Annotated in this window: 11 protein-coding genes; 9 read left to right on the top strand and 2 right to left on the bottom strand. The window is 73.1% G+C overall.

From position 1 onward, the window contains the following. Positions 1-177: 177 nt before the first annotated feature. A complete protein-coding gene (locus ACQB60_RS17215; protein WP_496926857.1) occupies positions 178-903 on the bottom strand; it encodes a FadR/GntR family transcriptional regulator in 726 nt (241 codons plus the stop codon). Between the two features lie 77 nt (positions 904-980). On the opposite strand from ACQB60_RS17215, the gene ACQB60_RS17210 reads away from it, so the two are divergent. The 6 genes from ACQB60_RS17210 (at position 981) to ACQB60_RS17185 (ending at position 8339) form a co-directional block, all read left to right on the top strand. Next, entirely contained in the window at positions 981-2351 is a 1371-nt protein-coding gene (locus ACQB60_RS17210; RefSeq protein ID WP_496926856.1) for a glutamine synthetase family protein, read from the top strand. Between the two features lie 9 nt (positions 2352-2360). Next, positions 2361-3743 carry an aldehyde dehydrogenase family protein gene (locus ACQB60_RS17205; RefSeq protein ID WP_496926855.1) on the top strand — a complete coding sequence of 461 codons (1383 nt, stop codon included), beginning with the start codon at positions 2361-2363 and terminating at the stop codon, positions 3741-3743. Continuing rightward, a complete protein-coding gene (locus ACQB60_RS17200; protein ID WP_496926854.1) occupies positions 3740-4522 on the top strand; it encodes a 3-oxoacyl-ACP reductase in 783 nt (260 codons plus the stop codon). Before ACQB60_RS17205 ends, ACQB60_RS17200 begins: the two co-directional genes overlap by 4 nt. 77 nt (positions 4523-4599) lie before the next feature. After that, entirely contained in the window at positions 4600-5898 is a 1299-nt protein-coding gene (locus tag ACQB60_RS17195) for a haloacid dehalogenase-like hydrolase (protein WP_496926853.1), read from the top strand. A 22-nt stretch (positions 5899-5920) separates the two neighbouring features. After that, positions 5921-7243 (top strand): HAD family hydrolase, encoded by a 1323-nt coding sequence (locus ACQB60_RS17190; RefSeq protein ID WP_496926852.1) that lies wholly within the window; start codon positions 5921-5923, stop codon positions 7241-7243. Positions 7244-7286: 43 nt separating this feature from the next. Next, on the top strand, positions 7287-8339 hold the full coding sequence (locus ACQB60_RS17185) for a DUF2510 domain-containing protein (protein WP_496926851.1): 1053 nt from the start codon (positions 7287-7289) through the stop codon (positions 8337-8339). A 34-nt stretch (positions 8340-8373) separates the two neighbouring features. Here the strand turns inward: ACQB60_RS17185 and ACQB60_RS17180 are convergent, their stop codons facing one another. Beyond that, positions 8374-9582, bottom strand: coding sequence for an amino acid deaminase/aldolase (locus tag ACQB60_RS17180; RefSeq protein WP_496926850.1), 1209 nt, complete (start codon positions 9580-9582; stop codon positions 8374-8376). 160 nt (positions 9583-9742) lie between these two features. Here ACQB60_RS17180 and ACQB60_RS17175 point away from each other — a divergent pair, with 160 nt between their 5' ends. The 3 genes from ACQB60_RS17175 to ACQB60_RS17165 all read left to right on the top strand — a co-directional run bounded on the left by ACQB60_RS17175 (position 9743) and on the right by ACQB60_RS17165 (position 13328). After that, complete coding sequence (locus ACQB60_RS17175) at positions 9743-11347, top strand: hypothetical protein (protein WP_496926849.1); 1605 nt, start codon at positions 9743-9745, stop codon at positions 11345-11347. After that, positions 11344-12534: a type VII secretion-associated serine protease mycosin gene (mycP, locus tag ACQB60_RS17170; RefSeq protein WP_496926848.1), complete on the top strand. Its 1191-nt coding sequence runs from the start codon at positions 11344-11346 to the stop codon at positions 12532-12534. Before ACQB60_RS17175 ends, mycP begins: the two co-directional genes overlap by 4 nt. A gap of 62 nt (positions 12535-12596) precedes the next feature. Then, the gene (locus ACQB60_RS17165; RefSeq protein WP_496926847.1) at positions 12597-13328 is read left to right on the top strand and encodes an SseB family protein; all 732 of its coding nucleotides are present in this window, start codon (positions 12597-12599) and stop codon (positions 13326-13328) included. Positions 13329-13343 lie beyond the last annotated feature (15 nt).

Raw genomic sequence — 13343 nt, 5'->3', positions numbered from 1 at the left:
GCAGGGCTCCCATGCGACGGCGGCACTGAGGATCAGCTCGACGGACTCAACTGAGGTTCAGCTGGATGGACTCAATGGAACGGATCCATACCTTTGCGGTGCCGTACCGAAGAAATCAAGACCCTTGCGTTACCCGGTGGTTAACCGTTGCTCACGCCGCCCCCGGCGTCGGCCCCCTCACGTCAGGAAACCCCGCAGCAGGGCAGCCGTCCCCCCGCAGTGCTCCCGCATCATCTCCCGGGCTCCGTCCGCGTCCCCGTCGAGCACCGCCTCGACGAGCGCGGTGTGCTGGCGCTGGGAATGCTCCAGGTTCCGCACCAACAGCGGGATGCAGTCGAGGAGGTCGTTGACCGTGGCGCGCACCGCCGCGTACTGCGCGGTGAGGCTGGCCGAGCCGCAGAGCTCGGCCAGGGTGAGGTGCAGGAGGGTGTCCTGGCGGCGGTAGTCGGCGAGCGGCGCGTCATGGGTGTCGGCCAGGGCGGCGCGCAGCCGCTCCACCTGGGCGCCGTCCAGGCCGTGCGCGGCGCAGAGCCCGGCCGCGCCCACCTCCAGGACCTCGCGGAAGCGCAGCACGTCCTCGACGTCGACGTCCCTGATGCGGCGGCGCAGCTCGTCCTCGCCGGCCGCCTCGGGGCGCGGCAGCACGAACGTGCCGCCGTACCGGCCGCGCCGCGACTCCACCAGGCCCTGGTCCTGCAGCACCTTCAGGACCTCGCGCAGCGTGACCCGGCTGATGCCGAGCCGGTCCGCCAACTCCCGCTCGGACGGCAGCCGTTCACCGCCCGGCACCAGACCGAGCCGGACGACCTGGAGGATCTGCTCCAGCGCCTCCTCGAAGCCGTTGCCCGCGCGCACCGGCCGCAGCACCGTCGCGAGGCCGCCGTCACCGTCCGCGTGCGACATCTGGCCCAACCCCCTTCCCAAGCAATGGTTCTCCGCAATACCTTATGGCCCTCGGCTGACCCAAGGAGGCTTTTCCCGTGGCAGACCGCACACCCCCGCTCGGGATCGAGGAGCTCAAGGCCCTCGTCGCGAGCGGCGAGATCGACACTGTCGTCCTGGCCTTCCCCGATATGCAAGGGCGGCTCCAGGGCAAGCGGTTCGCCGCCCGCTTCTTCCTCGACGAGGTCCTGGAACACGGCACGGAGGGCTGCAACTACCTCCTGGCCGTGGACGCGGACATGAACACCGTCGACGGCTACGCGATGTCCTCCTGGGACCGCGGCTACGGCGACTTCGCCATGCACGCCGACCCGGCGACCCTGCGCCGCGTGCCCTGGAACGAGGGCACGGCCCTGCTCATCGCCGACCTGGCCTGGAACGACGGCTCGCCCGTCGTCGCCGCGCCCCGGCAGATCCTGCGCCGCCAGCTGGACCGGCTCGCCGAGCTCGGTCTGAGCGCCCACGTCGGCACGGAACTCGAATTCATCGTCTTCAAGGACACCTACGAGCAGGCGTGGGACGCGGGCTACAAGGAGCTCACCCCGGCCAACCAGTACAACATCGACTACTCGGTCCTCGGGACCGGCAGGATCGAGCCGCTGCTGCGCCGCATCCGCAACGACATGGCGGCCGCGGGCCTGGTCGTCGAGTCGGCGAAGGGCGAGTGCAACCCCGGCCAGCACGAGATCGTGTTCCGCTACGACGAGGCCCTCGTCACCTGCGACCAGCACGCCATCTACAAGACCGGCGCCAAGGAGATCGCGGCCCAGGAGGGCGTCTCGCTCACCTTCATGGCCAAGTACAACGAGCGCGAGGGCAACTCCTGCCACATCCACCTCTCGCTCCAGGACGCCGACGGCAACAACGCCATGGCGGGCTCTTCCGGCGACCCAGGGGGGATGTCGGAGACGATGCGGCACTTCCTCGCCGGACAGCTGGCCGCCCTGCGGGACTTCAGCCTTCTGTACGCGCCCAACATCAACTCGTACAAGCGGTTCCGCCCCGGCTCGTTCGCGCCCACCGCCGTCGCCTGGGGCTACGACAACCGCACCTGCGCGCTGCGCGTCGTCGGCCACGGCCGCTCCCTGCGCTTCGAGAACCGGCTGCCCGGCGGCGACGTCAACCCGCACCTCGCGGTCGCCGGACTCGTGGCCGCCGGTCTGTACGGCATAGAGCAGCGGCTCGAACTGCCCGAGGAGTGCGCGGGGAACGCGTACACGGCCGACTACGAGCACGTGCCCACCACCCTGCGCGAGGCCGCCGAGCTCTGGGAGAACAGCCCCATCGCCAAGGCCGCCTTCGGCGACGAGGTGGTCGCGCACTACCGGAACATGGCCCGGGTCGAGCTGGACGCCTTCGACTCCGCGGTGACCGACTGGGAGCTCCGCCGCTCCTTCGAACGCATGTGAGGAACACCCTTGCAACAGGACGTACTTGACGTACTCGAGGTACTGAACCCGGCGACGGAAGAGGTCGTCGCGACCGTCCCCGCCGCCACCGCGCAGGACGTCGACGCGGCCGTCACCCGCGCCGCCGCCGCGCAGATCCGCTGGGCCGCCGTGGCCCCCGCCGACCGTGCCCGCCTCCTGCGCCGCTTCGCCGCCGTCGTCGACGACCACCGCGAGGAACTGGCCCAGCTGGAGGTCCGCGAGGCCGGGCACGTCATCGGCAACGCGCGCTGGGAGGCGGGCAACGTCCGCGACCTCCTGGAGTTCGCGGCCGGGGGAGTGGAGCGGCTCAGCGGACGGCAGATCCCCGTCCCCGGCGGTCTGAACGTCACGATCCTCGAACCGCTCGGCGTCATCGGCGTGATCGCGCCGTGGAACTTCCCGATGCCGATCGCTGCCTGGGGCACGGCCCCCGCGCTCGCCGCGGGCAACGCCGTCATCCTCAAGCCCGCCGAGACGACGCCGCTCACCGCGCTTCGCCTCGCCGAACTCGCCCTGGAGGCCGGGCTTCCCGAGCACCTCTTCCAGGTCCTGCCCGGCGTCGGCGCCGTCGCGGGGGACGCGCTCGTCGAGCACCCGGGCGTCGCGAAGATCGTGTTCACCGGCTCCACGGGCGTCGGCAAGCGGATCATGGCCAAGTGCGCCGACCGCGTGAAGCGCGTGACCCTCGAACTCGGCGGCAAGAGCCCGAACATCGTCTTCGCGGACGCGGACGTGGAGGCGGCCGCGCTCGCCACGCCCATGTCGTACCTCGACAACTCCGGGCAGGACTGCTGCGCCCGCACCCGCGTCCTGGTGCAGCGTTCCGTGTACGACCGGTTCCTGGAGCTGGTGGCGCCCGCGGTCGAGTCCGTCGTGGTCGGCGACCCGGCCGACGAGAAGACCCAGATGGGGCCGCTGATCTCCAAGTCCCAGCTGGAGCGCGTCCGTTCGTACGTGACGCCGGGCGCCGGAATCCACGGCACCGCCCCCGAGGGCCCCGGCTTCTGGTTCCCGCCGACCCTCCTCACGGACGTCCCGGCCGACGCGCCGGCCGCCGTCGAGGAGGTCTTCGGGCCCGTCGCCGTCGTCCTGCCCTTCGAGGACGAGGCCGACGCGATCCGGCTCGCCAACGCCACCGAGTACGGCCTGTCCGGCTCGATCTGGACCCGCGACGTCGGCCGGGCGCTGCGCGTCTCGCAGGCCGTCCAGGCGGGCAACCTGTCCGTCAACTCGCACTCCAGCGTGCGCTATTGGACCCCCTTCGGCGGCTACAAGCAGTCCGGGCTCGGCCGTGAACTCGGCCCCGACGCCCTTGCCGCCTTCACCGAAACGAAGAACGTCTTCATCAGCACGGAAGGGCCCGCCCAGTGACCGAAGAGATTGTCTGCCGCCGCCTCGTCGGCCGTACCGCCGTCATCACCGGCGCCGGCAGCGGCATCGGCCTCGCCGCCGCACGCCGCCTCGCCTCCGAGGGCGCGCACGTCGTCTGCGGCGACATCGACGAGACCGCGGGCAAGAAGGCCGCAGAGGAGGTCGGCGGCACCTTCGTGAAGGTCGACGTCACCGACGCCGAGCAGGTCGAGGCGCTCTTCAAGACCGCGTACGACACCTACGGCTCCGTCGACATCGCCTTCAACAACGCGGGCATCTCGCCGCCCGACGACGACTCCATCCTGGACACCGGCCTGGAGGCGTGGAAGCGGGTCCAGGAGGTCAACCTCACCTCCGTCTACCTGTGCTGCAAGGCCGCGATCCCCTACATGCGCCGCCAGGGCAAGGGTTCGATCATCAACACCGCGTCGTTCGTGGCGCGGATGGGCGCCGCCACCTCGCAGATCTCGTACACGGCGTCCAAGGGCGGTGTCCTTGCCATGTCCCGCGAGCTGGGCGTGCAGTTCGCCCGGGAAGGCATCCGCGTCAACGCGCTGTGCCCGGGCCCCGTCAACACCCCGCTGCTCCAGGAACTGTTCGCCAAGGACCCGGAGCGGGCCGCGCGCCGCCTCGTGCACATTCCCGTGGGCCGTTTCGCGGAGGCCGAGGAGATGGCCGCCGCCGTCGCGTTCCTCGCGAGCGACGACTCCTCGTTCGTGAACGCCACCGACTTCCTCGTCGACGGCGGGCTCACCGGGGCGTACGTCACGCCCCTGTAGTTCATCTCGCATCCAGCATCCCGACAGCCGGGCGTCGCACGACGCCCGGCTGTCCTGCGTAGACAAGGAGCGTGTTCATGAAGATCAAGCACCGCTGGTACGCGGCCGCCGCCGCCCTCGCCGTGGCCGGGACCGGGCTCGCCACCGCCCAGGCCACCCAGACGGCCCCCGCCCACGCCCACAAGTGCCCCGCCCTGCACGTCTCCAAGGGCTGGTACGGCGCCAACAAGGCGAAGCTCCAGCGGATGCTGGACACCTACGGCCGCTGCGGCGACGCGTACGACAAGAAGGCGAAGCCCCTCGCGGTCTTCGACTGGGACAACACGGTCATCAAGAACGACGTGGGCGACGCCACCATGTTCTGGATGCTGCGCAACAGCAAGGTACGCACCCCCAAGGGCGGCGACTGGCACACCACCAGCCGCTACCTCACCGACCCGGCCGCCACCGCCCTCGCCACGGCCTGCCCCGCCACCGGCCGCACGCTCCCCACGGCGAAGAACACGGCCTGTGCCGACGAGATCGCCGCCGTCTACGGCGAGGGCACCACCACCGGCGGCAAGACCGCCTTCGACGGCTTCGACCACCGCCGCATGGAGCCCCAGTACGCCTGGCTCGCCCAGCTCACCCAGGGCTGGACGGGCCGCCAGGTCAAGGGCTTCGCGGCCGCCGCCCGCAAGGAGAACCTCGCCGCCCCCGTCGGCACCGAACAGACCGTCGGCACCGGCAAGGTCACCGGCTGGGCGCGCTACTACGAGCAGCAGCGCGACCTGATCCGCACGCTCAAGAAGGCCGGGTTCGACGTCTACATCGTCTCCGCCTCGCCCGAGCCCGTCGCCGAGGTCTGGGCCGCAGGAAAGGGCGGCGTGGGCCTCGACGCGCGCCACGTCATCGGCATCCGCAACGTCGTCGCGCACGGCAGGCAGACCGCCCACCTCAAGGGCTGCGGCTCCGTCAGGGACGGCGCCGACTCGATGATCACGTACATCGACGGCAAGCGCTGCGCCATCAACGAGCGGATCCTCAAGGTCAGGGGCGCGGCCGCCGAGAAGGTCCAACCGGCCGCGAAGCGCCAGGTGTTCGCGGCGGGCGACTCCGACACCGACGTCTCGTTCCTGCGCGACGCGACGGGCCTGCGCCTCGTCCTGAACCGCAACAAGACCGAGCTGATGTGCCGCGCCTACGACAACGGCGACCGCCGCTGGCTGGTCAACCCCATGTTCATCGAGCCCAAGGGCAAGCAGGCCGGCCCCTACCCCTGCGCCACCACCGGCTACACCGGACGCGACGGTTCCGAGGGCCCGGTACGCCGTACGGACGGCTCGGTCATCCCCGATCAGAACGACTCCGTGTACCGGGCCTCAACGGCGAACTGACCCTGATGTACGGTCCACTCACATGGGTAACCGACATGTATTGGCGCTGACTCTGGCCACGGCCGCCACCTCGCTGGCAGCCGTGGCCGCGTCGCTCCCCGCGGCCGCCGCCACGGCCGCACCCACCGCGAAGCGCGCGCACTGCCCGCAGCTCTCCACGAAACTCCCCTGGTACGGGGAGAACCGCGCCCGCCTCCAGAAGGTCATCGACGAGCGCGGCACCTGCTCCAACCCGCGCCTGGCGCACGGCGGTTCGGCCGCGAAGCACCGGCCCGTCGCCGCCTTCGACTGGGACAACACCGTCTCCAAGAACGACGTCACGGACGCGACCATCGCCTGGTCGCTGCGGCACGACAAGATCCTGCGCCCCGCGAGCTGGAAGAAGTCCAGCAAGTGGATGACGGACGAGGCCGACAAGGCGCTCACCACGGCCTGCGGCACCGACGTGCCCGTGGGCGCCCCGCTGCCGACCTCCACCGACACCGCCTGCGCGGACGAGATCTTCAACATCCGCGAGTCCGGCAAGACGATGAGCGGCGCCGCCGCCTTCGCGGGCGAGTGGAACCACCGCCGCACCGTTCCCCAGTACGCCTGGGTGCCGCAGCTGTTCGCCGGGCACACGGTCAAGGAGCTGGAGTCGTACGCCCGCAAGGCCCGCAAGGAGGCACTCGCCGCGCCCGTCGGGTCCACCCAGACCGTGGGCACGCACGTCATCCCCGGCTACGTCCGCTACTACGAGCAGCAGCGCGACCTGATCCGGACGCTCAAGAAGGCCGGGTTCGACGTCTACATCGTCTCGGCGGGCTCCGAGCCGGTCACCGAGGTCTGGTCGGGCGGCAAGGGCGGCGTCGGCATCGACCGGAAGCACACCATCGCGATCCGCTCGGTCCTCGACAAGAAGGGCCGCATCACCACCTGGAACCAGGGCTGCGGCGGCGTCGGCGTGAACAAGGGCGAGGCCATCCCGTACATCGACGGCAAGCGCTGCTGGATCAACCAGGAGATCTACGGCGTCAAGGGCAAGTCGGCCTGGGAGAAGCAGGACTGGCGCCACCGCATCGCGCTCGGCGGCGGCGACGCCGACACGGACGTGACCTTCGTCGGCGACGCGACGGGCGCGCACCTCGTGCTCAACCGCAACAAGAACGAGGTCATGTGCCGGGCGTACGACAACGCCGACGGCCGTTGGGTCGTGAACCCCATGTTCATCGAGCCCCTGCCGCGGAAGGCGGACCCGTACCCGTGCGCCACGGCCGCGTACAACAAGCCGGAGGGCGGCTTCGGCCCGCTCCTGCGGGACGACGGCTCGGTGGTGCCCGACCAGAAGGACACGATCCACGGCTGAGGCGCGCGGCAGTGCCCGTTGCGGCGCCCATTAGAGTGCCGGGATGAGCATGACGCCCGCGCCCGGCTGGTACCCGGACCCGTCCTCACCCGCCGTCGAGCGGTGGTGGGACGGGTCCTCGTGGACCGAGCACCGGCGCACGCCGCAGGCTCCCCAACAGGCCCCGGCGCAGCCGGGGTTCGGCCCGTCGACGGGAGGATTCGGCTCGGCCGCGGGCGGGTTCGGACCCGCGACGGGGGAGCAGGGGCAGATGCCCGCCACGACGGCGGTCGCACCGCTGCCGGGCGGGCCTCGCGGGAGCCGGGCCAAGGCCGTCGCGCTGTCGGCCGCCGCGGTCGTCCTGCTCGCGTCGATCGTCACCGGCGTCGTCGTGCTCGGCAGGGACGACGGCGTCGACCCCCAGGGCGGCGGCCCCGGACCGACCGCACCCCCGCAGCCGACGGACGAGTCGTCGGACTCCTCCTCGCCGACCCCCACCACCTCGGCGCCCGACCCGTCCCCGGACACCCTGACCGACGACATCAACGCCATCACGATCCCCGTACCGGACGGCTGGGAGAAGGCCGAGGACTCCCTCGACGGCGACCCCACCATCCAGACCCCGGAGATCTACGACTGCCCCGGCGAGGGCAGCCTCTGCCGCCACGGCACGGTCTACTCGCGCACGGTCACGGCCACGGACGAACGCTCGCCCGAGAAGGTGGCGAAGCGCGACATCGAGGACGCGGCGGACCGCGCGTACGACCGCGACAAGCTCGACCGGCGCCCCTTCGACGGCCTCACGTCGCACACCGTGGTCAAGCAGGGCAACGTCGCCGTGGCGGGCCGCAGCGGCTATGTGGTCCGCTGGCGCGTGCGGACGGCGACCGGCCCCGGCGGCTATGTGCAGTCGCTGGTGTTCCCGTCGGCGTCGCGCGCGGACACGCTGGTCCTGATCCGCTTCGTCATCGACGCCCCCGGCGGTACGGGCGAGGCCGGCGCGAAGACCCCGCCGCCGGTCACCGACATGGACGAGATCACCAAGGGCGTCCGGGCCATCGGGGATTCGGGCTCGGGCGGCGTGGGCAGCAGCGTGGGCCCTTCACCCACGCAGTAGCGCGACCCGGCCCCTCACGAAGCCGCCCGCCCCCTCACAGGAACGTGTGGCCTTCGCCCCGATACGTCGGCACCGTCCCCACCACCCGGTCGCCCTCGACCAGGTGCAGCACCTCGAACCGCTCGCACAGCTCCCCGGCCTTCGCGTGCCGGAACCACACCGTGTCGCCGATCAGCAGGTCGTCCGCGGGCGCCCCCACCAAGGGCGTCTGCACTTCCCCGGCCCCCTCCTGGGGGTCGTACCCAAGCCCTTCCGGCAGATACGGGACGGGGGACCGGTCGGCCCCCGCGGCCCCCGACGCGGGATAGCCGCCGCCGAGCACGGTCACCACCCCCACCCCGGGCCGCCGCACCACCGGCACCCCGAACAGCGCGGCCGGACGCCCGCTGAACGACGTGTAGTTGTCGAAGAGCCGCGGTACATAGAGCCCCGACCCGGCCGCGATCTCCGTCACCGCGCCCTCCGCCGCCGTGTGCTGCACGCTCCCCGTGCCGCCGCCGTTGACGAACTCCAGGTCCGGCGCGACAGCCCGTACCGCCCGGATCGTCTCGGCCCGCCGCGCCGCCAGCTCCCTGCGCGCGGCGGCCTGCATGAGGCGGATCGCCCGCGACCGCACCGGCCGCCCCGCGATCGCGTCCCCGACACCGGCCACATGTCCCTCGTACGCCATCACGCCGACGAGCCGGAACCCGGGCCGCCGGGCCACCGCGCGGGCCAGGGCTGCGACCTGGGAGGGGGAGTGCAGCGGCGAGCGCAGCGCACCGATCCGCACCCGGCCGCCGAGCACCCGGTACGCGGTGTCCAACTCCAGGCAGACCCGCACCTCTTCGCCGCCCCCGCCCGCGCGCCGCGCCTCCTCGATGAGCCGCAGCTGCGCCGGGTCGTCGACCATCACGGTCACGGCCGCCGCGAGCTTGGGGTCGGCGGTCAGCTCCGCGAAGGCGGCGCGGTCGGCCGAGGGGTAGGCGAGCAGGACGTCGTCGAAGCCGGAGCGGGCGAGCCAGAGGGACTCGGCGAGCGTGAACGACATGATCCCGGCGAAGCCGTCGCGGGCGAGGACCCGCTCGAGCAGGGCACGGCAGCGCACCGACTTGCTGGCGACGCGGATCGGCTTGCCGCCGGCCCGGCGCACGAGATCGTCGGCGTTGGCGTCGAACGCGTCGAGATCGACGATCGCGAGCGGGGCGTCGAGGTGCGCGGTGGCCCGGTCGTAGCGGGCCCGATCTGCAGAAGGACCTGTCATGGGCGAAGCCTGCCAGACGCGATTACCCGAGGGTAGGGGGACGTTCGGGACAGATCACCCGGGGGTGCGGACTGGGTTCCCGCGCGACCTGCGCCAGCCCGTAGAGTGACGCGCACGCAGGAGCTCCGGCGGGACCGAGTGCGAGGAAACGGGGGGGTGCATGAGCACGGAAGCGCAGCGGCGCGCCCCCGTACCCCCGAGGCCCGCCGAGCCGCCCCGGCCCACCGAGCCGCCGCCCCCGGTCCCGACGCCGCCCCCGGCTCCGACGACGCCACCGCCCCCGGCCGCCTCGTCCCGCTTCCCCGAGGCCCGCCCGCCGCTGGACCCGCCCGTCGCCCCGCCTCGTGCCGAGCCGCCCGCCGAGTCGCCGGCCGAGCGGCGTGGCCGGATGTTCGGCGAACTGCTGTCGTCGATCGACGAGTCGAGGGGCGAGTCCAGGGCCGAGCCGAGAGCCGAGTCGAGGGACGCGTTCGGTGCGGCGGCGCCCGAGCCGATGACCGCTCAGGCTGACCGCCCGGCCGACCGGCCGCCCCAGGACCCGCCGCCGAGGCGCCCCCTGTCCCCGCCGACGGAGCGCCCCGTCGCAGGCGAACCGTTCCACCGCGACGCCACCCCGCCGACCGGAGCCACTCCGCCGAACCCGGCCACCCCGCCGACAACCGAAGCCACTCCGCCGAGCCCGAGCGCCCCGCCACCCCCCGCCGCCTCGGCCCGCTTCCCCGACGGCCCGCCCACCGGACAGGTGCCCCTGCCGCCGCGGCGCCCGAGCGCTTCCGCCGTACCCTCGCAGCCGTCGGTTCCTCCGGAAGCCCTCCCTGACGAGCCCCTTGAAGCACCCGCTCCGGAGCCCGACTTCGAGCTGCCCCCGCCCGAACGCCCCACCCGCCGCCGCCCCGTGGGCTCCGTGGACCTGACCCCCGGCCCCGGCGCCGGGCGGCCCTTCGTGTTCACCGTGCGGCCGCCGGAGTACGACGACAGCACCACGCGGCTGCGGCCCGTGCGCGGTCTGGTGCGGCCGCGCATGGCGGCCGCCGCGGCCTGCGTCGTGCTCGGGCTCGGCCTCATCGGGGGCGCCGCGACCGGGAGTTGGCTGACCGACGACGCCTCGGGCGGCACCGGGCGGGACCAGTACGCGGTCGCCGGGGAGCTCTGGCACAGCGTGCCCGTCGACAAGCTCTTCCCGACCACCCTGAAGGGCGAGGGCGCGGGCCCCGGCGGCGCCGACCGCACCTGGACCCGGATCGCCGTCGCGCCGCCCAGCGGCAGCTGCAAGGACGCGTTCGACCCGCTGCTGCGCAAGGCCCTCGCCCCGGTCGGCTGTCTGAGCCTGCTCCGCGCCACCTACACGGACGCGACCAGCAGCCATGTCACCACCGTGGGCCTGCTGTTCACCAAGGCCGACGCCGACGCCATGCGCGCCCTGCGCACCCGCTTCACCGAGGAGGGCCTGGACGCCCGCTCCGACCTGATGCCGCGCCCGTACGCCGCCAAGGGCACCCTCGCGGCGGGCTTCGGCGACGCGCAGCGGGCCTCGTGGACGGTGTCCGTGCTGCCGGACGCGCCCGTCGTCGCGTACGCGGTCTCCGGCTTCGCCGACGGCCGGGTCGTCACGGAGCCCCAGTCCGCCGCCGAGGCGATGAAGGAGGGCGCCACCACCGCCCCCGCCGAGTCGGGCCTCGGCAACGAGGCGAAGGGCATCGCCGACCGGATCGAGCGCGGCCTGCGCACGACGCTCACCGCGGACACGGAGAAGAAGACTTCATGAGGAAGTCCCGGGAAGTCCCCATGGGATTGAGGCAGTTGACCACCGCCCTGGTGGCGGGCGCCGTCGTGCTCGCAGGACCGGCCGCCACCGCCGCGCACGCCTCCGACGGCATCCGCGCCCAGCAGTGGGCGCTGTCCGCGATGCACACCGACGAGGCGTGGCGCACCACCAAGGGCAAGGGCATCACCGTCGCGGTCCTCGACACCGGGGTGGACGCCACCCACCCCGACCTGAAGGGCAACGTCCTGTCCGGCAAGGACATGGTCGGCTTCGGGGCGAAGCGGGGCGACAAGTCCTGGGCCCACCACGGCACCGCCATGTCCGGGATCATCGCGGGCCACGGACACGGCCGCGGCCGCGGTGACGGCGTCCTCGGCATCGCCCCGCAGGCGAAGATCCTGCCGGTCCGGGTGATCCTCGAGGACGGCGACCCGCACCGCGCGAAGGCCCGCGACACCCGCGGCAACGCACTCGCCGAGGGCATCCGCTGGGCCGCCGACCACGGCGCGGACGTCATCAACCTCTCGCTCGGCGACGACTCCAAGTCCGCGCACCCCGAGCCCGCCGAGGACGCCGCGATCCAGTACGCCCTGAAGAAGGGCATCGCCGTCGTCGCCTCCGCGGGCAACGGCGGCGAGCACGGCGACCACATCTCCTACCCGGCGGCCTACCCCGGAGTGATCGCCGCCACCGCGGTCGACCCCAACGGCAACCGCGCCTCGTTCTCCACCCGCCGCTGGTACGCGACCGTGGCCGCCCCCGGCAAGAAGATCGCCATCCCCGACCCGTCCCGCCAGTACTACGAGGGCTGGGGCACCAGCGCGGCCTCCGCCTTCGTCTCCGGCGCCGTCGCCCTCATCCGCGCCGCCCACCCCGGGCTCACCCCGGCCCAGATCAAGAAGCTCCTCGAGGACACCGCGCGGGACGCCCCGAGCGGCGGCCGCGACGACGCCCGCGGCTTCGGCCTCATCGACCCGGCCGCCGCGATCGAGCGCGGCGGCAAGCTGAAGCCGGAGGGCCTGACCACGGCGGCCTACGGCAAGAAGTACTTCGGCGCGGGCCCGGCCGAGGAGGACACGGACACCGGCCCCGCCGCCTGGGTCGGCCCCGTCGCGGGCACCCTCGGCGCGGCGCTCCTCGCGGCGGCGGTCTACCTGTGGCGGGGCCGCGCGCCCCGCCGCCGCTGACCCGAGCCGGTCGGACCGAGCCCCCGGACCGGGGCGCCCGGCCGCTCGGTAGGGTCGAGACCGTGGCGAACAAGAACATTCCCGACCCCGGCTTCTCGAACGACGACGGCTCCGCCGATCCCCGGCTGAGCGCGGCCCTCGCCGCCTGGGCCGAGGACCGCACCGCGCACGGCCCGGTCCTCGAGGCCCTCGCGGACGCCCGGCTCCTCGTCCCCGTCGTCGCCGTGCTCGGCGAGGTCGAGGTCGACGAGAACGGGCTGAAGCGCGAGAAGACCAGCGACATGGCGGTGCCCACCCTGAAGGCGGGGGAGCGGACCGCCCTGCCCGCCTTCACCTCCACCGAGGCGCTCGCCCTCTGGGACCCGGCCGCCCGCCCCGTCGCGGTGCCCCTGCACCAGGCCCTGGCCGCCGCCGCCCACGAGAAGGCCGACACGATCGTCCTCGACCTCGCCGGGCCCGTCCCCTACGAGCTGAACCGCCGCGCGCTGCTCGCCCTCGCCGAGGGCCGCACCCGCACGGACGCCCTCACCGACCCGGCCGTCACCGAGGCCGTGCGCACCGCCGTCGCCGCCGAACCCGCGGTCCTCCGCGCCCACCTCGGCCCCGGTGCGGGAGACGGCACCCTGGCCCTCGTACTCGACCCGGCCGCGGCCCCCGCGGAGGCCGCGCAGCGCGTCGCCCGGCGCATCGCGGCCGACGAAACGCTGAGGGCCCGCCTGGTGCGCGGTCTCGACCTGGCACTGCTGCCGGCCGAGGCCACGCCACCGGGCGAGCCCCTGTTCGTACGGGAGTAAACGGGCGTAAGGGAA

Origin of the sequence: Streptomyces odontotermitis (assembly GCF_050510915.1) — a bacterium.
Lineage (GTDB): Bacteria > Actinomycetota > Actinomycetes > Streptomycetales > Streptomycetaceae > Streptomyces.
This window is presented reverse-complemented; position numbering and strand designations above follow the sequence as displayed.

Bases quoted from the DNA above. Each gene is read 5' to 3' on its own strand.
- ACQB60_RS17190 (WP_496926852.1), top strand. From the start codon at position 5,921: ATGGGTAACCGACATGTATTGGCGCTGACTCTGGCCACGGCCGCCACC.
- ACQB60_RS17195 (WP_496926853.1), top strand. From the start codon at position 4,600: ATGAAGATCAAGCACCGCTGGTACGCGGCCGCCGCCGCCCTCGCCGTG.
- mycP (WP_496926848.1), top strand. From the start codon at position 11,344: ATGAGGAAGTCCCGGGAAGTCCCCATGGGATTGAGGCAGTTGACCACC.
- ACQB60_RS17185 (WP_496926851.1), top strand. From the start codon at position 7,287: ATGAGCATGACGCCCGCGCCCGGCTGGTACCCGGACCCGTCCTCACCC.
- ACQB60_RS17180 (WP_496926850.1), bottom strand. From the start codon at position 9,582: ATGACAGGTCCTTCTGCAGATCGGGCCCGCTACGACCGGGCCACCGCG.
- ACQB60_RS17215 (WP_496926857.1), bottom strand. From the start codon at position 903: ATGTCGCACGCGGACGGTGACGGCGGCCTCGCGACGGTGCTGCGGCCG.
- ACQB60_RS17175 (WP_496926849.1), top strand. From the start codon at position 9,743: ATGAGCACGGAAGCGCAGCGGCGCGCCCCCGTACCCCCGAGGCCCGCC.